Raw genomic sequence first — 20,058 nt, forward strand, 5'->3', positions numbered from 1 at the left:
TTTTTCTTATCGAAACACCGCAGATATCCAGGTGTGGGAGCTGGCTTGCCAGCGATGAGGCCAGCAAAAACAACATCAATCCGACTGAAGCACCAAAGATCAAATTGTAGGAGTGAGCCTGCTCGCGATGAGGCCAGCCCAGCCACCATCCCTCCCACAGAAACACCACAAACCCTGTGGGAGCGAGCTTGCTCGCGAAGGCGGTCATCCAGGCAAATTGATGTTGGATGTGCCACCGAATCGCGAGCAGGCGAAGGCCTACAGGTCCGTATTACCAAGGCAACAAGAACTTTTGCCCCACCGTCCATCGAACCTGCTGAGCAACACCGGCAAACGTGATTTAATAGCCGCCTTTCACGGTTCCGGGACACGGGAGCAACGTGATCCGCGCCCCTCGCGCGGCACCCGCCACCCACCCCCATTACCCGTGGGTCTGCGCGAGAACCGCCGAGCGGCGATCAGGCAAGGCAAAAACAGGCGAGGAAGCGGAGTGTAGGGCCCTACATGAGCATTCCGAGCCTGTTTTTAACGCAGCATGATCGTCGCGCAGGCAGTTTTCGCGCAAAGCCTAAGTACTTCTCACATAAGGCAGTCATGGATACGGGTTCTCGACTCAAACTAGTACGCGAAAGCTACAAACTCTCCCAGCGCGAGCTGGCCCGGCGTAGCGGCGTGACCAATGCCACCATCTCCCTGATCGAACAGAATCGCGTCAGCCCCTCCGTCAGCTCACTGAAAAAGCTGCTCGAAGGCATACCGATGTCCCTGGCCGACTTCTTCACCTTCGACCAACCCCCGCGCGAACACCAATACGTCTTCCGCGCCAACGAACAACCCGACCTCGGCCGCCACGGCCTGCGCCTGCTGCTGATCGGCGCCTCCGTGCCCAGCCGCCAGATGCGCTTGCTGCGCGAGCAATACGCACCGGGTGCGAGTTCCGGGGAAGAGCCGATTGTGCATGCTGAGGGCGAGGAGTGTGGGCTTGTCACCCGTGGCACGGTGGAGTTGACGGTGGATGGGTCGGTGAGTGTGTTGAATGCGGGGGATGGGTATTACTTTCCGACCACGCTGCCGCATAAGTTTCGGAATATTGGGGCGGATGAGGCTGAGATAATTAGTGCGAATACGCCGGCGAATTTTTGATTGGCAATTGAAGATAAAGCTATAGCTATTCTGGTTTTTTGTAAGGGAAAACGAAATGGAAAATGGAGCATTTTGGAAACAGCTGACGTTGCCGATTGTGGTTTTGTCTTTACTCTTGATTGTTGCAACAGTTGCGGGGATGTTGTTGTACTCTGAATCAAGAGGTGTTGTTTTTCGTGTGTGGGGGCACGACTTCGGAACGGTAAAAAACTCGCCTGATGTGTATGGCGTGCTTCAAGAAAAAATGGCGACGCTTGAGTCTCGTCTTTCGTTACTTGAAAAGGCAAAACAGTCAGTGGTCGATGAATTGCCTGGAAAAGGTGTGACAAAGCCTCTGAATAAGACTCGCGTTTTAGATGTTGGCCAACGACTGGATGAAAGCTCTCTGCCGTTCAGTGTCTATGTCAAGTCAGCCAATGGTCCTGAGGGGGCTTTGAATTTTTCGATAGACTTGCAGACGCCTGAATCTCCTGTTTACTCCGTCAGAGTGACGAAAGGCTGGAGTCGGAGTTTTGATTTGGGTTCAAGGTCGTTTAGTTTTCGTGTCGTTGATGTCGATCAGAAACTAGCCACCATCACGGTATTGCTGAAAGAAACCAGCGAGTAAAGAACGAAAAGGTGACAGATCTATTTATTAAGTGATCTGTCACCAGTGCGGATTATTTCTTTTTAGATTTACCTGCATCACTTCGCTTGTCGCGAACTTGACCGTCATTATTTCTGGAACGAGGCTGCTCACCACCGCCAGGCTTCGGTACAGTCACGTTTGGGTTAAAAGGTCTTCTGTCTGTCATTTTTTCTTCCTTACATTAATTGAAGGGGGAAATGAAAAAACACAGCCTTGATTCACTAAATAATCGGCAATTCAAGTTTCACCGAACTGCTGATGGCCAATGGCTGATCCGGACGCTATCAAAATCGCTATCGCTATTTCCATCCCCAGATTATGAAAAGAAAGATTATCGAAATTGCGTGGAGGCGGAATGCCCCGCGCTTTCCTTACCTGTTCTTTTTAAGAGGCGGCTCAAACCCTCGCTGCTCAATCATACGAAACACATCACTCACATCCTGCACTAGGATCCTGGCGATGCCCTCGACGGACGAATCCCCTCACCACACGGCGCATTTTTTCTACGCTTTTTCAGAACTCAAATCCGCACCTCGATTTGGAACTTTCCTAAAAAGCGATGTCAATTTGATGGCGTGTCGCGACGCTCATTGAACAGGATCAACCAGTGCCAGGCTGTTACCTGGCAACCCAAGGAAATGTGTGATGAGACTATTACTCGCCATGTTGTTGATGTTCAGCAGTTACACGTTCGCCAGTTGCGGCAACATCGATGACCACGATCAGCGAGCCTATTGCAATGCGCGGGAGAGTGGCAGCAGTTGCGGCAACATCGACAATCACGATTTACGCGCCTCGTGCAACGCCGAGTTGGGTGGCAGCTCCTGTGGCAACATCGATGACCACGACCAGCGCGCCTATTGCAACGCGAAGAAGAGCGGCAGCAGTTGCGGCAATATCGATAATCACGACTTGCGTGCGCGGTGCAACGCAGAGCAGGGCAACAGCTCCTGCGGCAACATCGATGACCATGATCAACGAGCCTATTGCAACGCCACGACTGGCGGCAGCAGTTGCGGGAATATCGACAACCATGACCTGCGCACTCGCTGCGAAGCCCTGAAACGTTGATCCTTGCAGATCAGGTTGAATTGATGGCATTGCGATATCAATGATAAAGTCCCGGGCCATTTTTCCAAGGAAGACCACTGTGCTACGTAATCGTCTCTTTCTCTGTGCTGCATTAGTTACTTGCAGCTTTTCCGCACAAGCCATCTCAAAAACCGAATATCTGAAAGGCTGCAAGATCTTGGAAAACGCCGCGATGGTCGTGATGCAGGCGCGTCAGGATGGCGCTCCCATGGCGACGCTTTGGGACATTTCGGAAAAAAATGAGAATAAGTTGATCACCAAGATGTACCAGAGGCTCATTCAAGATGCGTATGAAGAGCCACGGCGCGAAACCGCGGAGCAGCAAACGGCCGCGACCACTGAATTCCAGAACAAATATTTCTCTGCCTGCTTGGTCAGTACGCCCAAAGAATGAGTGCCGATTTAAAGATTCTGCGCAGCCAGTGTGAAGCACTGATATCCGGTTCCTGTCACCAATAGGGGAAACCGATGCCTGAACAGGCGCCGGTTTTTTTCGCTTAAACCATGACCATTCATCCAATACACCGCACCTTCGTGCCAGGCACTCTTCAAATGCTGTAACTCACCCAGCAAAGGAAGAGTCCCCATGCTGAACCATAAAATCGCGGTGTTTACCCTCGCGGCGTTGCTGTCCGGTAGTTCGCTGTATGCAATCGCGGCCGGCGAAACGTCCACCCCGACAGCGAACGACGGCACTAGCCAGACTCGCGACCCGGCGTCCCCCGCCACCAATGCCGATCCAGATGCTGATTCGCTACCCAAAGGTGGCGACGGCGGCAAGACTGACAACGGACCGGTGCCTTCAGCCACCAAGCCCAGTGGTGCCGGGCAAACGTCCGGTAGCAGCAGTGGCGGTAGCGGTGGCGGCTAATGAATGTCGCACACTGAAAAGCCCGGTTTTTTGAGCCGGGCTTTTCTTTGCGTATCGCCAGCGCAAATATCAAACGCTTACTTCGCCTTCCAATGCCCGCCGCCATTCTCACAATCAATCCGTGCCTGCGCCAAATGCTCCACGTCGTAGTAATACGTGGTCACTTGCGCGTTGTCGGGGATGTTCAACGCTTTGGCATTCTTGTCTTTGCTGGTGGAGTGCGGGTTGGCCAGGGATTCCTGGGTTATGGTGGCGATACACGAGGCCTGGTAGTGATCGGCGCAGTGTTCAACCTTGGTTTTAGTGCTGCTGAGCATGTCTTTGCTTTCGTTGCTGCACGACCAGTCGATTGAGTTGACCGGCATGCCTTCGTATTCATAGCAGCTGTGGGTTTCTACGGCTGGCACCGAGGCGCTGGAGGATTGGGTCTGGACGTCGCAGCCTTCGGCCATGACGCAGGTGGGGATGACGGCGAAGCTGGCGATCAGAAGCAGGAAGCGAATGTTCATCGGGGTTTCCTCTTCAGGGGCGCCGTGTCTGATCGGTGATTTTTGGCGCTTTAAAGTTTCGAGGCGGCGTAGAGGAGGGAGGTTCCATCGGGTTTTTGATTTGCTCCCGTGGCGTACACTGCGAAACAATCGGAAACATTAGCGCCCAAGGAATGGAACATCGCCATGATGGTCATCGGTAGCCGCAACAACGCTCCCACGCCGCAACATAAAACCCACGACGTCTATATTTTCAGCCTCGACCTGACCCGGCCGGCCACGCCTTTGTGTTTCGAGCAGTCAATAGGCGGCGGGCATGCCGAGCAGGGTGGTGCGCGGTGGCTGGCGCTGGATGAGCTGGACGCCTGGCCCGGCGATTGGCGTGAACATCTGAGAAAGGCTGATTGCGCCTGGGTCGCTCAGATAATCGATGCCGATCCGCAAGCAGACCAAATCACCATAGTGTCGTTGATTCTTCAGCGTCATTCCGCGCCAGCCGAACCAGTCGGGCGCCTCAAGGCTATCGGCAACTGGCTCAAGCGCAACATCCATGTCGGCGGCCGATACGGCGTTTAACCTTCGGAGAATCCCATGACGCAAACCCTCGAACGTGCAATCACCATCGCCGCCACGGCTCACGCCGGACAAGTCGACAAGGGCGGCGCGCCGTACATTCTGCATCCGCTGAAAGTCATGTTGCGCATGAGCACGCTGGAACAACGCATCGTCGCTGTGCTGCACGATGTGGTTGAGGATTGCGGGGTCAGCCTCGATGACTTGCGTGAGGAAGGTTTTAGCGAAGAGGTTTTGAGCGCTATCGAGTCCGTGACCAAAGTGCCGGGCGAATCCTATGAAGACTTCGTAGACCGCGCCGCGCAGAACCCGATCGGTCGGGTGGTGAAACTGGCGGATCTGGAGGAGAACAGCGACCTGTCGCGAATTGCCTCGCCGAGTTGGGAGGATCTGGAGCGGATCGAGAAATATCGGCGGGCGATTGGCCGCTTGCGCGGCTGAAAACGAATACATCCCCTGTAGGAGCTGCCGAAGGCTCGGGCCGCGATCGGACGATCTTTTGATCTTGATCTTCAAAAACAAAGTCAAAAGATCGTCCGATCGCGGCCCGAGCCTTCGGCAACTCCTACACGGGGTTGTGGTGTGTCAGGTAAATAGCCAGGAAGGCGACTATGAAATCCATTCTGTGTTTGTTGATTGCGGCCGGTTTCGGCGCGCTGTTGCAGTTCGAAGGTGTGCCCCACGGTTTGTTGTTGGGGTCGATTGTGGTCACCGCGTTGTTCGCCAGCAAAACCGGCATCGCCCCGGCAACCCCTTATGGACTTGGCTACATCCAGGTCACGCTGGGCATCGCCACTGGGTTGATGTTCGAAGCGTGGGATAGCGAGACGGCGTCAACGATGTTGCCGAGCCTTGGTGTGTTGTTGATTTGCCTAACGGTGCAAATCGCGTTGGCCGGATGGTGGCTGACACGCGGCGCAGGCTGGAACCGCACCGATGCACTGTTGGCGGTTTACCCCGGCGCACTGGCAGCGGTGTTTGATTTGCTTGAATCGGAGAAGGCGTCGAGCAAGGTCATCATCGTGCACTTGATGCGCCTGCTGCTGATCACTGTGCTGGTGAGTTTCCTGATTCCCGGCCAGGCCGCTGCGGTAGCCGTCGCCGACGGTGATCCACTGACCACAGGCATGGCACTGACCGCGTTTTCGGTGATCGCGTTGAGCGTACTGCTCGGGCGCTTGCTGCTGGTGATCGGCGTTCCGGCGCCGTTCATGCTTACCGCGATCATCATCACGGCAGTGTTTGTGAAATCGGGATGGCTGCACGGGTTTCACATGCCGGACTGGAGCCTGAATCTGGCCGCGCTGATACTCGGCGTGCGGATCGGCTCAAGGTTTCAGGGGCTTGGCGTCGCGGAACTGGGGCGCCATGGCCGCACGGCGTTGGTCTCGGTTGGGTTGATGATCGTGGTTGCGGCGGTATTTGCTGAAGTGGCGGCGCGCTGGTTGGGCAGTGATCCGCTGTCGCTGTGGCTGGCGTACATGCCGGGGGCGATAGAGACGATTGCGATTGTCGCGTTTGGTGGTGGGCTGAATGTGGTGTTTATCCTGACGCATCATTTGAGCCGGATGGTGTTGCTGCATTTTGCGCCGGCGTTGTTGGTGCAGCTGCGTCGGGCACGCGAAGAAGCCTGACCGGAGCTACTGATGCCTGCATGTTGCGGCGTGTCAGTTAGATCCATCCCCCTCAACCCCAGCCCTCTCCCCCAAGGGGGGCGAGGGGGAAGGGAGCCGATTGTGGGCTGTTCAAAACTTGAGTTCGGCTCGATATACCAGGTCGGCGTAGCTCGAAAAAACAACTCGGTCAGTCCCAGGGGGGGGCGAGGGGGAAAGGGCGCCAATTGTGGGCTGTTCAAAACTTGAGGTCGGCTCGATATCCCAGGTCGGCGTAGCTCGAAAAAAAACTCGGTCAGTCCCAGGGGGGCGAGGGGGAAAGGGAGCCGATTGTGGGCTGTTCAAAACTTGAGTTCGGCGCGATATCCCAGGGCGGCGTAGCTCGAAAAAACAACTCGGTCAGTCGCCTCTCTCCCTGGTGGTCGAGGGGGAAGGGAGCCGATTGTGGGCTGTTCGAAACTTGAGTTCGGCTCGATATCCCAGGTCGGCGTAGCTCGAAAAAACAACTCGGTCAGTCCCCTCTCCCTCTGGGAGAGGGTTAGGGTGAGGGGCTTTTGCTCTACGTGGTCGATGCGGCGCTAACGGATGTGTGCGTCGAAGCCTTCGCTATCCGGCGCGATATCGCTCTTCAAGGTCAAAGCAGGAATCTCATACTCCCCCGCATTCTGCTGCCGAAACCCGATCGGCCGTGCACTCCACAACTCATCCAGCCGCCGCCCCAATTCATCACAAGTCTCGGCATAGCGCGCCGCATCCATCCGGCTAGTCCGATACACCACAAACGGTGGCACCACTTCAAAACCGGGGTAGTACAGAATCCCGTGTTGAATCGGAAACAGCAAATCATCAATCGGCCCGTTGATCCCACGCGGCGCATAGTGCGATTCCCAGCCGCCGGTGGTGACCATCAACATCGCCCGTTTGCCTTTCATTTTCCCTTCGCCATAACGCTCGCCCCAACGACTGTCGGAATGCTCGCCGACGCCATAGGCAAAACCGTAGGCGTACACCCGATCGACCCAGCCTTTGAGAATCGCCGGCATGGTGAACCACCACAGCGGAAACTGCAGAATCAACGCATCCGCCCACAACAGCTTTTCCTGCTCGCGAGCGATGTCGGCAGCCTGGGTGCCTTCGGCGTAAGCGACTTTCGAGTCAAGGGAGGCGTGAAACGGTTTCGTCGCATCGCGCTGCGGGGCGTCGTCGGCGTCGAGGTTGGCTTTCCAGTTCATCGCGTAGAGGTCGGAAACCTGCACGCTGTGGCCGGCGGCTTGCAGGCGCTGGACGCTGAAGTCGCGCAACGAGCCGTTGAGGGAAGTCGGTTCCGGGTGCGCGTAAACAAGTAAGACGTTCATGTTGAAGCTCCGTTAGCTGAGTGACTGCAGGATCGGCGTTCAACCGGTATATTGGAAATGAATCTCTGATATGTCTGGTATAGCCATGAATAATTTGAGACGGCTGGATATCAATCTGCTGCTGACCCTTGATGTGTTGCTGTCGGAGCACAACGTCACCCGCGCGGCGCAGCGCCTGAACCTGTCGCAGCCTTCGGTGAGTGTGCATCTGGCCAAGTTGCGCGACATCTTCGGCGATCCGCTGCTGTTGCCCGGGCCGCGTGGTATGCGCCCGACGGCGCGCGCCGATGAATTGCGTGAGCCGTTGCGCGAAGCGTTGGAGGCGTTGGAGAGGGCGGTGGCACCGGCCAGTGCGTTCGACCCGGCGCAGGCGACGCACACCTGGAAAATCGCCGCGACCGATTACGGTGAGTCGACGGTGGTGTTGCCGGCGCTGAGCAGTTTGCGCGAACAGGCACCGGGCACGCGGCTGGCGGTGATCGATCTGACGCCGGCGCATCTGGTCAAGCAGGCCGAGCAGGGGGTGTTCGATCTGGCGCTGCACATCAGTGAAGACGCGCCACCGGAACTGCATCGGCGACCACTGTTCACCGAACGTTATGTGCTGGCCGGTCGTGTCGGGCATCCAGGTTTGATGCGTGCGCCAAGCCGTAAACAATTCTGCGCGCTGGAGCACGTGATGGTGTCGCGCGAGGGCGGTGGCTTTTTCGGGGTGACCGATCGGGCGCTGGCCGATGTCGGGCTGATGCGCAAAGTGGTGTTGTCGGTGCCGCACTTTCTGATGGCGATGTCGGTGTTGGCCAGCACCGATCTGGTGGCAATGCTGCCGTCACGCCTGGTGCGCGGCAACCCGGCATTGCAAGTGGTCGACGCGCCGCTGGAAGTACCCGGTTACGAGATGGCGATGTTCTGGGGCGAACGTTCGCACCGCGATCCGGCGCACAAATGGCTGCGTGAGCAGTTGCTGGCGTCGGTCTGAGGCGCTGTCAGGCGTGACCCAGTGCCACCGCAAACGACACAACGATCATGCACGCAAACGCAAAATTGAGATTCATGAGGTGTTCATCCTGAGCCTTTTAGAAGTGGTGCCATTGTGAACAGGCTGAAAGCAAAGAAAAAATTCGCCTTGTTGATTCCAATGATCGAAACAATTGATACCCCGCCTGTTTGTGTTTGTTGAAGGCTTTCGCTAATCTCGCAAAACCTGCAATTACAAGCATAAACAGGCATGACCATGCACGATCATTCTGCGGCTGAACTGCCGTCCCTGCGTCGACAGAAAATTCTTTTGCTCCTCGAACGCGACGGCAAAGTCATGGCGTCCGAGTTGAGCCAGCACTTTGCGGTGTCCGAGGACACCATCCGCCGCGACCTCGCCGAACTGGACAACGCCGGGCTGGTGCAACGCGTGCACGGCGGGGCGCTGCCGCGTCCGAAAGACTCCGGCAAGGATTACTTCACGCGGCTGGACGAGACGGATGAGGTGAAAATTCGCCTGGCGCAACGGGCGGCGCAGCAGATTGAAGACGGGCAGATTGTGCTGTTCGACTCCGGCTCCACCACGCTGCAGGTGGCGCGCTCGTTGCGTGCCGATATCAGCATCACGGCGGTGACTGCATCACCGATGACGGCGATTGCCTTGTCCGAATTCAAGGCAGTGAAAGTGATTCTCGCTGGCGGCCAGCTGAATCCACGGACGATGGCGGCGGGTGGGCATGAGGCGCTGCGTTTGCTCGCGGGGATCAAGGCGGATCTGGCGATTACCGGGGTGTGTGCGATTCATCCGGAAGTGGGAATTACCTCGCTGCATTTTGATGAAGTACCGGTGAAGCAGGCGATGCTCGATGGTGCCGCGCGAGTGATTGCCGTGACCACGGCGGACAAGCTCGGGGCGGTGGAGCCGTTTGTGGTGGCGCCGTGTACGCGCCTGCATACGCTGATTACCGAGCGGCATGTGGCGTCGGGGAGTGTCGAGGATTATCGGCGGTTGGGGATTGTGGTCGAGCAGTTGGCGGATTGAGGTTTTGCGGTGGTTTTGATGGCCCCTTCGCGAGCAAGCTCGCTCCCACAATGGATCTTCAGTGAATCGATGACCCTGTAGGAGCTGCCGAAGGCTGCGATCTTTTGATTTTGATTTTTAAAGACAAGATCAAAAGATCGCAGCCTTCGGCAGCTCCTACAAGTGGAGGGTGTGTCAGCGAAAGCGCTCAAGCATCTGGTAGTACCACATCCCGGCAGCCAGTAACGGATTGCCGAGCAAATCCCCCATCGGCACGCGTATGTGCTGGCACTGGGCAAACGTATCGAACTGCTCCATCTGCCCGGTGATCGCCCGGCTCATGATTTCGCCCATGATGTGCGTCGTCGCGATACCGTGCCCCGAGTAGCCCTGGCAATACCAGACGTTGTCCGAGAGCTTGCCCAGTTGCGGAATGCGGTTGATGACGATGCCCATCGCGCAGCTCCACTGATAATCGATCTGCACGCCTTTGAGCGCCGGAAAGGTTTGTTCGATGCACGGGCGCAGTTCGGCGGCGATGTCCCGTGAATCCTTGCCGCTGTAGTTGGCGCCGCCGCCGAACAGCAAGCGGCCATCGGCGGTGAGGCGGTAGTAGTCGAGGACGAAGCGGCAGTCGTACACCGCGAGGTCTTCGGGGTTGATCTGCTTGGCCAGATCGCCGAGGGGCGCGGTGGTAACGATGCCGCCCATCGCCGGGAAAATCTTGCCCTTGAGTTGCCCTGGTTCGAGCTTGTGGTAGACGTCGCCGGCGAGCATCACCTGCTTGGCGTCGATCTGGCCGTGAGCCGTGCGCACACCGGGCGTAGCGCCGTGAATAATCTCCAGCACTTCGCTGTTTTCGAAGATCAGCGCACCGAGACTTTCCGCCGCCCGCGCTTCACCGATGCACAGGTTAAGCGGGTGCAGATGCATGTTGCGGGTGTTCTTGATCGCGCCGTGGTACAGGTCGCTTTGCAGCAGATCACGCACTTGGCTGCGGTCGAGCAGGCTGACCTCATCGCCCAATCCGCGCCGTACGGCTTCCTCATAATCCTTGCGCAAGTCAGTCATGTGACTGGGCTTGTACGCTGCGTGCAAATGGCCGTGTTTCAGGTCGCATTGAATGCCGTACTTCTCGACGCGTTGCTGGATGATTTCGTGTCCGCGCCAGCGCAGGTGCCAGATGAAGTCGTCGACGTCGTCGCCGAGTTTCGGACGCATCTGTTTGCGCATCGCGCCGTCGCCGGAAAGGCTGCCGGTGACTTGGCCGCCATTGCGCCCGGTGGCGCCCCAGCCGATCTTGTGGCTTTCGACGATGGCGACTTTCAGGCCTTTTTCCGCGAGTTCGACAGCGGTGGCGACGCCAGTGAAGCCGCCGCCGATGATCACCACGTCGACGGTGTGCCGACCTTGCACGGTCGGGTAGTCGGTGTCCTGGTTGAGGGTGGCGGTGTAGTAGGAATTGCAGCGTTCGGTCATGTCAGTGTCCACACGAATTCTTAGGTTGTACGCGGTCCCCTGTAGGAGTGAGCCTGCTCGCGATGAGGCCATGTCAGACACATTATTGCTGAATGACACTCCGCTATCGCGAGCAGGCTCACTCCTACAGGGGGTAGGGGTGAGTCTTCAGGCCTCGGTGAGATACCAGCGCCAATCCTGCTCACCCACCTCGGCCATGAACTGCCGATACTCGGCACGTTTCACCGCCAGATACACCCCGAGAAATTCCTGCCCCAAGGCATCCCGCGCCCACACCGAATTCTCCAGCGCCTGCAGCGACGTCAGCCAATCGGTCGGCAACAATTCCTTCGCCTGCGCATAACCATTGCCCTCGACCGGCGCACCCGGATCGAGGTCTTCACGAATGCCACGATGAATCCCGGCAAGGATCGCTGCCGCTGCCAGATACGGGGTGGCGTCGGCGCCGCAGATGCGGTGTTCGATGTGCCGAGTGTTGGCCGGGCCGCCCGGAACGCGCAGGCTCACGGTACGGTTGTCGACACCCCAGGTCGGCGCCAACGGTGCATAGCTGTTGGCCTGAAAGCGCCGGTACGAGTTGGCGTTCGGGCAGAACAGCAGCAGCGAATCGAGCAAGGACGCGAGCATGCCGCCAATCGCTGTGCGCAGCAGCGGAGTGCCGGCCGGGTCTTCCGAGGCGAACAGATTGTGCCCCGCGCCATCGGCCAGACTCACGTGCATGTGCATGCCGGTGCCGGCCAGATCATCGAACGGCTTGGCCATGAACGTCGCCTGCATGCCGTGCTTGTGGGCGATGGCTTTGACCAGACGTTTGTAGCGCACGGCCTGATCCATCGCCTCTAGTGCGTCGCCATGTTCAAGGGTAATTTCCACCTGACCCGGCGCGTATTCGGAGATCGCCGTGCGCGCCGGAATACCGTGCAGTTTGCAGGCGCTGTAGAGGTCGGCGAGGAACGGTTCGATCTGTTCCAGCTCACGCAAGCCGTAAACCTGAGTATGTCGCGGTCGACCGCCGTCCGCGTCCAGTGCCGGTTGCGGGCGGCCGTTGTGATCGCGTTTGGCGTCGAGCAGATAGAACTCCAGTTCACACGCCATCACCGGGTGATAACCCTCGGCTTTGAGGCCGTCGATGATCTTGATCAGCAGGTGGCGTGGGTCAGCGATGCTGGCGGGCATACCCTCGGTCGGGTGCATGCTGACCTGCACGGCGGCGGTCGGAATCTGCCGCCACGGCAGGCGCACCAGACTGCCCTCAAGCGGATAGGCGCGGCAGTCGATATCGCCGACGTCCCAGACCAGACCGGAGTTCTCGACGTCTTCACCCTGCACGGTCAGACCGAGGATGGTGCTGGGTAGCGGTCGCCCGCTTTGGTACACGGCAAGCAGTTCTTCGCGATGCAACAGCTTGCCGCGTGGCACGCCGTTGGCGTCGAGGATGAACAGTTCGATCATGTCGATATCGGGGTTCTGTTCAAGGAACAGGCGTGCGTCTTCGATGGCTGCGAATTTCATAATCAATCACTCACGATGGCGCCGCACAGGCGCGCAGATTCGGGCCGGACACGACGCAGCAATAGGCGTGGCTGTCCTGGCAGGGATATCAAGGAATAGAAGGCTGTCGCGGTTCTTTAACGGACGCGATCAGACAGACCGGGCGATATCCGGCGGGCGTGCGGAGTGACGCAGCTTGGAACGGCGCAGGGCCATGGGGAGATTGACGATACGATTCATACGCCGCCCCTGTGAGAGAGGGCGCGCAGGGTAGAGACGTTCAACGATTCTGCTTGTTGTAGTGACGTACTCATAACGCGTGTTTCCGTTGGCGGAAAACGTCGGTGGCGGGCTGACCCGCCGACCGGTGTGCCCGGATAGTAAGGGGGAATTCCCGGGCGTGTAAACGGGAGATTCGCAGGCCAGGGTTCAGCGCATCAGGTGAAAGCCCAGCCCGGCGAGGGCGCAAACGATCAACACACTGATCACGCCGCGTTTGAAAACGAACAAGGCCAATGCTGCTGCAACCGCCAGCATCAGCGAAAACACATCAAGCGCCCCGGCAAAACCGTTTGGCCACAACACGTGATAGGCGAAGAAACACGCCAGATTCACAATCACCCCGACCACGGCAGCGGTGATCGCCGTCAGCGGTGCGGTGAACTTCAGTTCGTTGTGGGTCGATTCCACCAACGGCCCGCCGGCCAAAATGAACAGAAACGAGGGCAGGAAGGTGAACCAGGTCACCAGCGTTGCGGCCAGTGCGCCGGCGGCAAACGCATGTTCGGCGCCGAACGTCGGTTGCACGTAGGCACCGACGAAACCGACAAACGCCACCACCATGATCAGCGGGCCCGGCGTGGTTTCGCCCAGCGCGAGGCCGTCGATCATCTGTGTCGGCGTCAACCAGCCGTAATGTCCGACGGCGCCCTGATAGACGTAAGGCAGTACCGCGTAGGCGCCACCAAAGGTAAGCAGCGCAGCTTTGGTGAAGAACCAGGCCATTTGTGTGAACGTGCCATCCCAGCCGAATAACGCCGTCAACAACGCCATGGGCAAACACCAGAGCACTGCGCCGATCAACGCCAGACGCAGCAGCTTCGGCGGGCTGAAACGGGCATGTTCGGGGGCCGGCGTATCGTCGTCGATCAACGCCGGGCCGAAGGATTTATCGCTGTTGCGCGCACCCGCGTTGCTGAACCGCTGCGGCGCGAATCGTCCGCCCAGATAGCCGATCAACGCAGCCCCGAGGACGATCAAGGGGAAGGGCAGATTGAAGGCGAAAATCGCCACGAACGAGGCTCCGGCAATCGCCCACAGCCACGCGTTTTTCAACGCACGCGAGCCGATGCGATGCGCGGCGTGCAGGACAATCGCCGTGATTGCCGGTTTGATTCCGTAAAATACCCCTGCCACTGCTGGCACATCACCGAAGGCGATGTACAGCCAGGACAAGGCGATCAGAATGAACAACGATGGCAGCACAAACAGCGCACCGGCTATCACGCCACCCCATGTGCGATGCAGCAGCCAGCCGATATACGTTGCCAATTGCTGAGCCTCGGGGCCGGGCAGCAACATGCAGTAGTTGAGTGCGTGCAGGAAACGTTTTTCGGAGATCCAGCGCCGACGCTCGACCAGTTCCTGATGCATGATCGCGATCTGCCCGGCCGGCCCGCCGAAACCGATGCAGCCGAGTTTCAGCCAGAAACGCCAGGCCTGGCGCAGGGTCACGGGATCGGGGCGGGGCAGGTGGTTCGGCGCTGTGCTCAAGCGAGACTCCGGAGTTGGGTCCTGGCGGAGCGGCTATCTAATCAGACTTTCAACCCTCACCCCAGCCCTCTCCCAGAGGGAGAGGGGGCTGACCGAGGTGTCTGGCGTTATCCATCGACCTGAAAGACCGAGTCGATTATGGATTGGTCATCAGCCAAATGCTCGAGGAAGAGGGGCCGGCCAGCTACGCAGGGAGAGATAGCGGACCGGGGTTATGTGCGTTTCACATCGAGCTGAAAGGGTTTGATCAATTATGGATTCACCACAACTCCTTCACGTCGGCGTACTTCTGCAATATCCCCCAATCAGTACCCTCTCCCTCGGGGAGAGGGCTAGGGTGAGGGGCTTTTGCTTTTCAGGCATGCGCCAGACTCCAGCGCAACGCCGCATCCCGATCGCTCTCACGGCCCTCGACCCAATGCGCACCCTGCGCCGTAGTCTCACGCTTCCAGAACGGCGCGCGGGTCTTGAGCACGTCCATGATGAATGCGCAGGCTTCGAACGCCATATGCCGATGCTTGCTGCTGACTCCGACAAACACGATCGGCTCACTCACTGACAGCGCGCCGACCCGATGCACAATCTCCACCCCCAACAGCGGCCAGCGCTCGCGGGCTTCTTCGGCGATCTGCTCAAGGGCCTTTTCGGTCATACCCGGATAGTGCTCAAGAAACAGTTCACTCACGCTCTGACCAATATTCAGATCACGCACATAACCAATGAAATTCACCACCGCGCCCACCCGTGGATTGCGCGCGTGCAGGTCGGCAGTCAACTGGCCGACATCGAAACTTTTATGCTGGACTCGAATAGCCATTGATCAACCCCCGGTCACAGGCGGAAAAAACGCGATTTCATCGAAATCCTCAATCGCCTGACCGGGCTGACACAACTCTTGATTCACCGCGCACATCAGGTTGCCGGCGCCGAGCACTTCACGCCACAGATCTCCGCGCTGCATAAGCATTTGCCGCACATCTTCAACGCTGCCCAAAGCCTCAGTCAGCGGGATCTTTTCACCACCCAGATTCAACCGATCACGGTAGCTGGCGAAGTAGTTGATCAGAATCATTGCGCGCCCTCCCATTGAAAGTGACCGGAGCGCCCGCCCTGTTTGCTGAGCAGGCGGATATCGCCGATGACCATCGCCCGGTCCACCGCTTTGCACATGTCGTAGATGGTCAGCGCGGCAACGCTGGCGGCGGTCAACGCTTCGAGTTCGACACCGGTCTGGCCGGTGAGGCGGCAGGTGCTGGTGATCTGCACACGATCCGGTTCGCAGGCCTTGAGTTCGACGTGAATCGAACTGAGCAACAGCGCATGGCACAGCGGGATCAGTTCATGTGTGCGTTTGGCTGCCTGAATCCCGGCGATCCGCGCCACCGCGAAGACATCGCCTTTCGGGTGGCCGTTGGCCTGAATCATCTGCAGGGTTTGCGGGCGCATCTGCACCCAGGCTTGCGCCGTGGCTTCTCGGCGGGTCGCGGCTTTGTCGCTGACGTCGACCATGTTGGCGCGGCCCTGATCGTCGAGGTGGGTGAGGGTGTGGCTCATGCGGCAAACTCCTGGAGCGGGCTGTAAATTCGCGGGGCGTTGCGGTGTGGCACATGGATCAGATTGAGTCGGTGCTTGAGCGCCCAGCGCACGGTCAACGCGGTAGGTGCCGAAAGACTGACGAGGGTGCCGAGGCGGGCGCGCACGGCTTTGTGGATCAGTTCGAGACTGCAACGGCTGGTGACCACGACGAAGCCTGCACGCGGGTCGATGGCGTCGCTCTGCATCGCGCCGATCAGCTTGTCGAGGGCGTTGTGGCGGCCGATATCTTCGCGGCACAGCAAGGCTTCACCGTCAGCGTCGAAGTACAGCGCGGCGTGCAGGGCGCCGCTGCTGCGCGCCAGTTGTTGAGCGGCTTCGATGCGTTGGCGGATGCCGTCGAAATGCTCGGCTGGCGGTAGTGGTGAAGGTTGCAGAATCTGCAGTTGTGGCAGCGCCTGCTCCAGCGCTTCAACGCCACAGATGCCGCAACCGCTGGTGCCGGTCATTTGCCGACGGTGATCCTTCAAGGCCCAGAACGCGCGGCTGGAAATCTGCACATCGGCCTGACAGGCCTGGTCGAAATGCGTGAGGCGGACGTCGTAGATCTCGTCGACGCTGTCGATGATCGCGTTGCTCAAACTGAAGCCACGGATGAAGTCTTCGAGGTTGCCGGGCGAGACCATCATCACTGCTTGGCTCAGGCCGTTGTAGCTGATGGCCAGGGCGATTTCGGAGGCCAGCGCGGCGTGGGAGATGGCGGCGTCGGGCAGGTATTCGCGAAACGCCACCTGCGCCGGTTGCGGGGCGGGGGCGTTGGGTTCGCTGGTGGATTCTGTGATGGTTTCGAGGTGGCAGAGCATCTTGAAAGTCCCGAAGCGCTGAAGAGTGTTCAGGCTACGGGGGCGTTAAAAATGCGTCCAATCGCTTGTTCTGATGTGGTGATTGCTTTGGTCGATCAACCGAGATGTGTATTGACTGGTCCGGCCTCATCGCGAGCAGGCTCACTCCTACATTTGGAATGCGTTCCCCTGTAGGAGTGAGCCTGCTCGCGATGAGGGCCTGACATCCAACATCAATTACTGAGCAGACACTTCTACCCCAAACAACTTCCGCGCCTCGGCAAAACACTTCTCGGCAATCGCCGAACGCGGCTCGGTCTTGCGCATCACCAGGCCCAGCGGCGCAAGCACACTGGCATCCGGCAGTTGCATGAACGACAGGTGTTCGATCGGCTCTTCCAGGCCACTGTCCAGCGGCATGATCGCGCAGCAGAAGCCTTGGTGAATCGCCTGCAACAGCTGATAGGTCGAATCGCTTTCCATGATCGGCTGCGGGCTGAGGCCACGGCTGCGGAAGCTCAAGTCAATGGATTTTCGGTAATGCATGCCGGCGGTGATCATCCCCAGCGGTAACTCGGCGGCGTCTTCCCAGCTCATCTGCGAGCCTTCGAACTGGAAGTGGCGGGTGTCGTAGAGCAGGCCGACACGGGTTTCGCCGATCTCGAAAAACTCGAAATAGTTCGGGTTGACGTGGTCCAGATAGCACACGCCGAGATCAAGCTGATTATTGCCCAGCCCGGCGATGATCTCGTCGGAACTGAGCGACGACAGACTGAACTTCAACTCCGGATACGTCCCCGACAACCCCTGAATGTAATTGACCGGGTTGAAGCTGCTCAGCGGCACCAGACCCAGACGCAGACTACCCACCAGTTGCCCGCGACACGCCGCCGCTTCGGCGAACAAACCGTCATGCGCTGCGAGCAAGGTACGCGCCCAGGCCAGCACACGCTCGCCGGCCTGGGTGAAGCCTTCAAAGCGCTGGCCACGGTTGACCAGCACCAGATCCAGTTCGTCTTCCAGATTGCGCAGGCGCATCGACAACGTCGGTTGGGTGATGTGGCAGCGTGCGGCGGCCTGGCCGAAGTGGCGGGTTTCGTCCAGCGCGATCAGGAACTTGAGTTGTTTGATGTCCACGATGGCACCTGCTCGATGAGGATTTTTTGATTGAGTATTGACGCAGATGCGCGAGGCGCACGAAAAGCGCAGGGTGCGACGATCTCATCTGAACGATTGTTCGTCCAATCGGAAGTATTTAAGGCACTATCGATAAGCTCTATCAGGGCCGGTTTTACGGGCCCTGAACAACGTGAAAGGCACCGATAGAGCCGGTCGATAATGTGGTTGGCCAGAGTGATTAGACAGTACTCATAAGTGGCACTTAGGCTGCTCGGCAATGTTGATTGACTGCTGCCGGAGAACTGCCATGAGCGCCAAAGCCGATGCCCTGTTTGTCCCCCTGAATATTGCCGTGCTGACGGTCAGCGATACCCGCGACTACGCCAGCGATACTTCGGGCCAGTTGCTGGTCAGTCGGTTGCTCGAGGCCGGTCATACGCTGAGCGAGCGCAACCTGCTCAAGGACGATCTGTACAAGATCCGCGCACAGGTGGCGAACTGGATTGCCGACGACACCGTTCAAGTGGTGCTGATCACTGGCGGCACGGGTTTCACCGGTCGCGACAGCACGCCGGAAGCGGTGGCCTGCTTGTTTGATAAGCAGATTGACGGCTTCGGCGAACTGTTCCGGGCGATTTCGATTCTGGATATCGGCACCTCCACCGTGCAAAGCCGCGCGCTGGCCGGGCTGTCGAACGGCACGCTGGTGTGCTGCCTGCCGGGCTCAACCGGTGCTTGCCGTACGGCGTGGGAAGGCATTCTTGCCGAGCAACTGGATAATCGTCATCGCCCATGCAATTTCGTCCCGCACCTGAAAGCCGCGCAAGCCTGCGGGCCACGCGGATGAGCAAGGCGCCGCTGATGCCGGTCGAAGACGCCCTCGACCAATTGCTCGGCATGGCCAATGAGCAACGTCTGGCCGACAGCGAACTATTGGCGCTCGACGATGCGCGTGGGCGGGTGCTGGCCAGTGATCTGGTGGCGACACTCGACTTGCCGCCGTGGCCGAACAGCGCCATGGACGGTTACGCGCTCAATCTCGCCGATTTGCACCGACAGCCGTTGAAGGTCTCGCAGAAGGTTTACGCCGGGCTGGCGCCGGACACGTTGCTGCCCGGCACCTGCGCACGGATTTTTACCGGCGCGCCACTGCCGCCCGGCGCTACCTGCGTCGAAATGCAGGAGAACGTCGAAGTGCTGGAGGACGGCCGCGTGCGCTTCTTGCAGCCGCTGAAAGCGGGGCAGAACATCCGCGCGCAAGGTCAGGAAAATCGCGTCGGCGACATCCTGCTGCGGGCCGGTAAACGCCTTGGACCGTTCGAACTGGCGGTCGCCGCCGGGCAAGGGCTGGCGCAACTGCACGTGGTGCGTCGCCCGCGTGTGGCGCTGCTGTCGACGGGTGACGAACTGGTCGAACCGGGTCAGCCGTTGCGGCCCGGCAGCATCTACAACAGCAACCGTGTGTTGCTCGGCCACTGGTTGTGTGAGCTGGGCTGCGAGGTAATCGACGCCGGCATCCTTCCGGATCGCCCGGCGCAGACGCGGCTCAAGCTTGAGCAACTGCAGGTGAGTGCGGATCTGATTCTGACTACGGGCGGCGTGTCGGCCGGGGATGCCGATTGCCTCGGGCAGGTGCTACGCGACAACGGCAAACCGCTGGTGTGGAAACTGGCGATCAAGCCTGGCAAACCGCTGACGGTCGGGCATTTTGGTGCGGTGCCGGTGATTGGGTTGCCGGGTAATCCGACGTCGGCACTGGTGACGTTTGGCTTGTTGGCGCGGCCGTATCTGTTGCGCATTCAAGGTGTGGATGACGTCATGCCGCTGAGTTTTACGGTCAATGCAGGTTTCGACTGGCACAAGGCTGGCGGCCGCCGTGAATACCTGCGGGTGAGGCTGGAGGCGGGGCGTGCGGAGCTCTATCCGAATCAAAGCTCCGGCGTCCTGCTCGGCGCCACCTGGGCCGATGGCCTGGTGGAAATCCCCGAGAACAGCACGCACAACCTCGGCGACCCGCTGCGCTTCATCCCCTTCAACGAACTCTTCTGACCTCACCACC

Annotated in this window: 22 protein-coding genes; 12 read left to right on the forward strand and 10 right to left on the reverse strand. The window is 59.0% G+C overall.

Translation table 11 applies throughout. The features are described 5' to 3' along the window. Positions 1-594 precede the first annotated feature (594 nt). From AK821_RS08865 to AK821_RS08885, 5 genes are all read left to right on the forward strand, one after another. Positions 595-1,143 (forward strand): cupin domain-containing protein, encoded by a 549-nt coding sequence (locus AK821_RS08865; protein ID WP_007950154.1) that lies wholly within the window; start codon positions 595-597, stop codon positions 1,141-1,143. Positions 1,144-1,198: 55 nt separating this feature from the next. Then, on the forward strand, positions 1,199-1,750 hold the full coding sequence (locus tag AK821_RS08870) for a hypothetical protein (RefSeq protein ID WP_064389319.1): 552 nt from the start codon (positions 1,199-1,201) through the stop codon (positions 1,748-1,750). A gap of 666 nt (positions 1,751-2,416) precedes the next feature. Continuing rightward, positions 2,417-2,842 (forward strand): hypothetical protein, encoded by a 426-nt coding sequence (locus AK821_RS08875; RefSeq protein WP_007919295.1) that lies wholly within the window; start codon positions 2,417-2,419, stop codon positions 2,840-2,842. A gap of 79 nt (positions 2,843-2,921) precedes the next feature. Further along, entirely contained in the window at positions 2,922-3,257 is a 336-nt protein-coding gene (locus AK821_RS08880) for a hypothetical protein (RefSeq protein WP_064389320.1), read from the forward strand. Positions 3,258-3,449: 192 nt separating this feature from the next. Continuing rightward, complete coding sequence (locus tag AK821_RS08885) at positions 3,450-3,734, forward strand: hypothetical protein (RefSeq protein WP_064389321.1); 285 nt, start codon at positions 3,450-3,452, stop codon at positions 3,732-3,734. A 77-nt stretch (positions 3,735-3,811) separates the two neighbouring features. Here AK821_RS08885 and AK821_RS08890 read toward each other — a convergent pair whose 3' ends face one another. Then, positions 3,812-4,243, reverse strand: a complete 432-nt coding sequence (locus tag AK821_RS08890; protein ID WP_064389322.1) for a hypothetical protein — start codon at positions 4,241-4,243, stop codon at positions 3,812-3,814. Positions 4,244-4,408: 165 nt separating this feature from the next. Between AK821_RS08890 and AK821_RS08895 the strand changes: the two genes are divergently transcribed. From AK821_RS08895 to AK821_RS08905, 3 genes are all read left to right on the forward strand, one after another. Next, positions 4,409-4,798: a hypothetical protein gene (locus tag AK821_RS08895; RefSeq protein ID WP_064389323.1), complete on the forward strand. Its 390-nt coding sequence runs from the start codon at positions 4,409-4,411 to the stop codon at positions 4,796-4,798. A gap of 15 nt (positions 4,799-4,813) precedes the next feature. After that, positions 4,814-5,236, forward strand: coding sequence for an HD domain-containing protein (locus tag AK821_RS08900; RefSeq protein ID WP_064389324.1), 423 nt, complete (start codon positions 4,814-4,816; stop codon positions 5,234-5,236). A gap of 170 nt (positions 5,237-5,406) precedes the next feature. Beyond that, positions 5,407-6,429, forward strand: a complete 1,023-nt coding sequence (locus AK821_RS08905) for an AbrB family transcriptional regulator (RefSeq protein WP_064389325.1) — start codon at positions 5,407-5,409, stop codon at positions 6,427-6,429. 557 nt (positions 6,430-6,986) lie between these two features. Here AK821_RS08905 and AK821_RS08910 read toward each other — a convergent pair. Then, positions 6,987-7,763 (reverse strand): NAD(P)H-dependent oxidoreductase, encoded by a 777-nt coding sequence (locus AK821_RS08910; protein ID WP_064389326.1) that lies wholly within the window; start codon positions 7,761-7,763, stop codon positions 6,987-6,989. A gap of 85 nt (positions 7,764-7,848) precedes the next feature. On the opposite strand from AK821_RS08910, the gene AK821_RS08915 reads away from it, so the two are divergent. After that, the gene (locus tag AK821_RS08915) at positions 7,849-8,742 is read left to right on the forward strand and encodes a LysR family transcriptional regulator (RefSeq protein ID WP_064389327.1); all 894 of its coding nucleotides are present in this window, start codon (positions 7,849-7,851) and stop codon (positions 8,740-8,742) included. A gap of 255 nt (positions 8,743-8,997) precedes the next feature. Further along, positions 8,998-9,783 (forward strand): DeoR/GlpR family DNA-binding transcription regulator, encoded by a 786-nt coding sequence (locus AK821_RS08920; protein WP_064389453.1) that lies wholly within the window; start codon positions 8,998-9,000, stop codon positions 9,781-9,783. Positions 9,784-9,957: 174 nt separating this feature from the next. On the opposite strand, the gene AK821_RS08925 is transcribed toward AK821_RS08920, so the two are convergent. The 8 genes from AK821_RS08925 to AK821_RS08960 form a co-directional block, all read right to left on the reverse strand. After that, positions 9,958-11,241 carry an NAD(P)/FAD-dependent oxidoreductase gene (locus AK821_RS08925; RefSeq protein ID WP_064389328.1) on the reverse strand — a complete coding sequence of 428 codons (1,284 nt, stop codon included), beginning with the start codon at positions 11,239-11,241 and terminating at the stop codon, positions 9,958-9,960. A 147-nt stretch (positions 11,242-11,388) separates the two neighbouring features. Further along, positions 11,389-12,753 carry a glutamine synthetase family protein gene (locus AK821_RS08930; RefSeq protein WP_064389329.1) on the reverse strand — a complete coding sequence of 455 codons (1,365 nt, stop codon included), beginning with the start codon at positions 12,751-12,753 and terminating at the stop codon, positions 11,389-11,391. A 408-nt stretch (positions 12,754-13,161) separates the two neighbouring features. Further along, on the reverse strand, positions 13,162-14,505 hold the full coding sequence (chrA, locus tag AK821_RS08935; RefSeq protein ID WP_064389330.1) for a chromate efflux transporter: 1,344 nt from the start codon (positions 14,503-14,505) through the stop codon (positions 13,162-13,164). Positions 14,506-14,860: 355 nt separating this feature from the next. Then, positions 14,861-15,322 (reverse strand): molybdopterin synthase catalytic subunit MoaE, encoded by a 462-nt coding sequence (gene moaE, locus AK821_RS08940; protein ID WP_064389331.1) that lies wholly within the window; start codon positions 15,320-15,322, stop codon positions 14,861-14,863. Positions 15,323-15,325: 3 nt separating this feature from the next. Further along, complete coding sequence (locus AK821_RS08945) at positions 15,326-15,577, reverse strand: MoaD/ThiS family protein (RefSeq protein ID WP_064389332.1); 252 nt, start codon at positions 15,575-15,577, stop codon at positions 15,326-15,328. Next, entirely contained in the window at positions 15,574-16,059 is a 486-nt protein-coding gene (gene moaC, locus AK821_RS08950) for a cyclic pyranopterin monophosphate synthase MoaC (protein WP_064389333.1), read from the reverse strand. Before moaC ends, AK821_RS08945 begins: the two co-directional genes overlap by 4 nt. Next, the gene (fdhD, locus tag AK821_RS08955) at positions 16,056-16,901 is read right to left on the reverse strand and encodes a formate dehydrogenase accessory sulfurtransferase FdhD (RefSeq protein WP_064389334.1); all 846 of its coding nucleotides are present in this window, start codon (positions 16,899-16,901) and stop codon (positions 16,056-16,058) included. Before fdhD ends, moaC begins: the two co-directional genes overlap by 4 nt. A 216-nt stretch (positions 16,902-17,117) precedes the next feature. Next, positions 17,118-18,017, reverse strand: a complete 900-nt coding sequence (locus tag AK821_RS08960; RefSeq protein WP_064389335.1) for a LysR family transcriptional regulator — start codon at positions 18,015-18,017, stop codon at positions 17,118-17,120. Positions 18,018-18,306: 289 nt separating this feature from the next. Between AK821_RS08960 and moaB the strand changes: the two genes are divergently transcribed. Together moaB and AK821_RS08970 are read left to right on the forward strand one after the other, a co-directional pair. Beyond that, positions 18,307-18,846, forward strand: coding sequence for a molybdenum cofactor biosynthesis protein B (gene moaB, locus AK821_RS08965; protein WP_064389336.1), 540 nt, complete (start codon positions 18,307-18,309; stop codon positions 18,844-18,846). Continuing rightward, positions 18,843-20,048, forward strand: a complete 1,206-nt coding sequence (locus AK821_RS08970; RefSeq protein WP_064389337.1) for a molybdopterin molybdotransferase MoeA — start codon at positions 18,843-18,845, stop codon at positions 20,046-20,048. Before moaB ends, AK821_RS08970 begins: the two co-directional genes overlap by 4 nt. The last annotated feature ends 10 nt before the right edge of the window (positions 20,049-20,058 follow it).

This window comes from Pseudomonas sp. RIT-PI-r, from assembly GCF_001297015.1.
Lineage (GTDB): Bacteria > Pseudomonadota > Gammaproteobacteria > Pseudomonadales > Pseudomonadaceae > Aquipseudomonas.

Excerpts from the sequence above, each read along its gene's own strand:
- AK821_RS08865 (WP_007950154.1), top strand. The coding sequence starts at position 595 with ATGGATACGGGTTCTCGACTCAAACTAGTACGCGAAAGCTACAAACTC.
- AK821_RS08870 (WP_064389319.1), top strand. The coding sequence starts at position 1,199 with ATGGAAAATGGAGCATTTTGGAAACAGCTGACGTTGCCGATTGTGGTT.
- AK821_RS08875 (WP_007919295.1), top strand. The coding sequence starts at position 2,417 with ATGAGACTATTACTCGCCATGTTGTTGATGTTCAGCAGTTACACGTTC.
- AK821_RS08885 (WP_064389321.1), top strand. The coding sequence starts at position 3,450 with ATGCTGAACCATAAAATCGCGGTGTTTACCCTCGCGGCGTTGCTGTCC.
- AK821_RS08890 (WP_064389322.1), bottom strand. The coding sequence starts at position 4,243 with ATGAACATTCGCTTCCTGCTTCTGATCGCCAGCTTCGCCGTCATCCCC.
- AK821_RS08895 (WP_064389323.1), top strand. The coding sequence starts at position 4,409 with ATGATGGTCATCGGTAGCCGCAACAACGCTCCCACGCCGCAACATAAA.
- AK821_RS08900 (WP_064389324.1), top strand. The coding sequence starts at position 4,814 with ATGACGCAAACCCTCGAACGTGCAATCACCATCGCCGCCACGGCTCAC.
- AK821_RS08905 (WP_064389325.1), top strand. The coding sequence starts at position 5,407 with ATGAAATCCATTCTGTGTTTGTTGATTGCGGCCGGTTTCGGCGCGCTG.
- AK821_RS08910 (WP_064389326.1), bottom strand. The coding sequence starts at position 7,763 with ATGAACGTCTTACTTGTTTACGCGCACCCGGAACCGACTTCCCTCAAC.
- AK821_RS08915 (WP_064389327.1), top strand. The coding sequence starts at position 7,849 with ATGAATAATTTGAGACGGCTGGATATCAATCTGCTGCTGACCCTTGAT.
- AK821_RS08920 (WP_064389453.1), top strand. The coding sequence starts at position 8,998 with ATGCACGATCATTCTGCGGCTGAACTGCCGTCCCTGCGTCGACAGAAA.
- AK821_RS08925 (WP_064389328.1), bottom strand. The coding sequence starts at position 11,241 with ATGACCGAACGCTGCAATTCCTACTACACCGCCACCCTCAACCAGGAC.
- AK821_RS08930 (WP_064389329.1), bottom strand. The coding sequence starts at position 12,753 with ATGAAATTCGCAGCCATCGAAGACGCACGCCTGTTCCTTGAACAGAAC.
- moaE (WP_064389331.1), bottom strand. The coding sequence starts at position 15,322 with ATGGCTATTCGAGTCCAGCATAAAAGTTTCGATGTCGGCCAGTTGACT.
- AK821_RS08945 (WP_064389332.1), bottom strand. The coding sequence starts at position 15,577 with ATGATTCTGATCAACTACTTCGCCAGCTACCGTGATCGGTTGAATCTG.
- moaC (WP_064389333.1), bottom strand. The coding sequence starts at position 16,059 with ATGAGCCACACCCTCACCCACCTCGACGATCAGGGCCGCGCCAACATG.
- fdhD (WP_064389334.1), bottom strand. The coding sequence starts at position 16,901 with ATGCTCTGCCACCTCGAAACCATCACAGAATCCACCAGCGAACCCAAC.
- moaB (WP_064389336.1), top strand. The coding sequence starts at position 18,307 with ATGAGCGCCAAAGCCGATGCCCTGTTTGTCCCCCTGAATATTGCCGTG.
- AK821_RS08970 (WP_064389337.1), top strand. The coding sequence starts at position 18,843 with ATGAGCAAGGCGCCGCTGATGCCGGTCGAAGACGCCCTCGACCAATTG.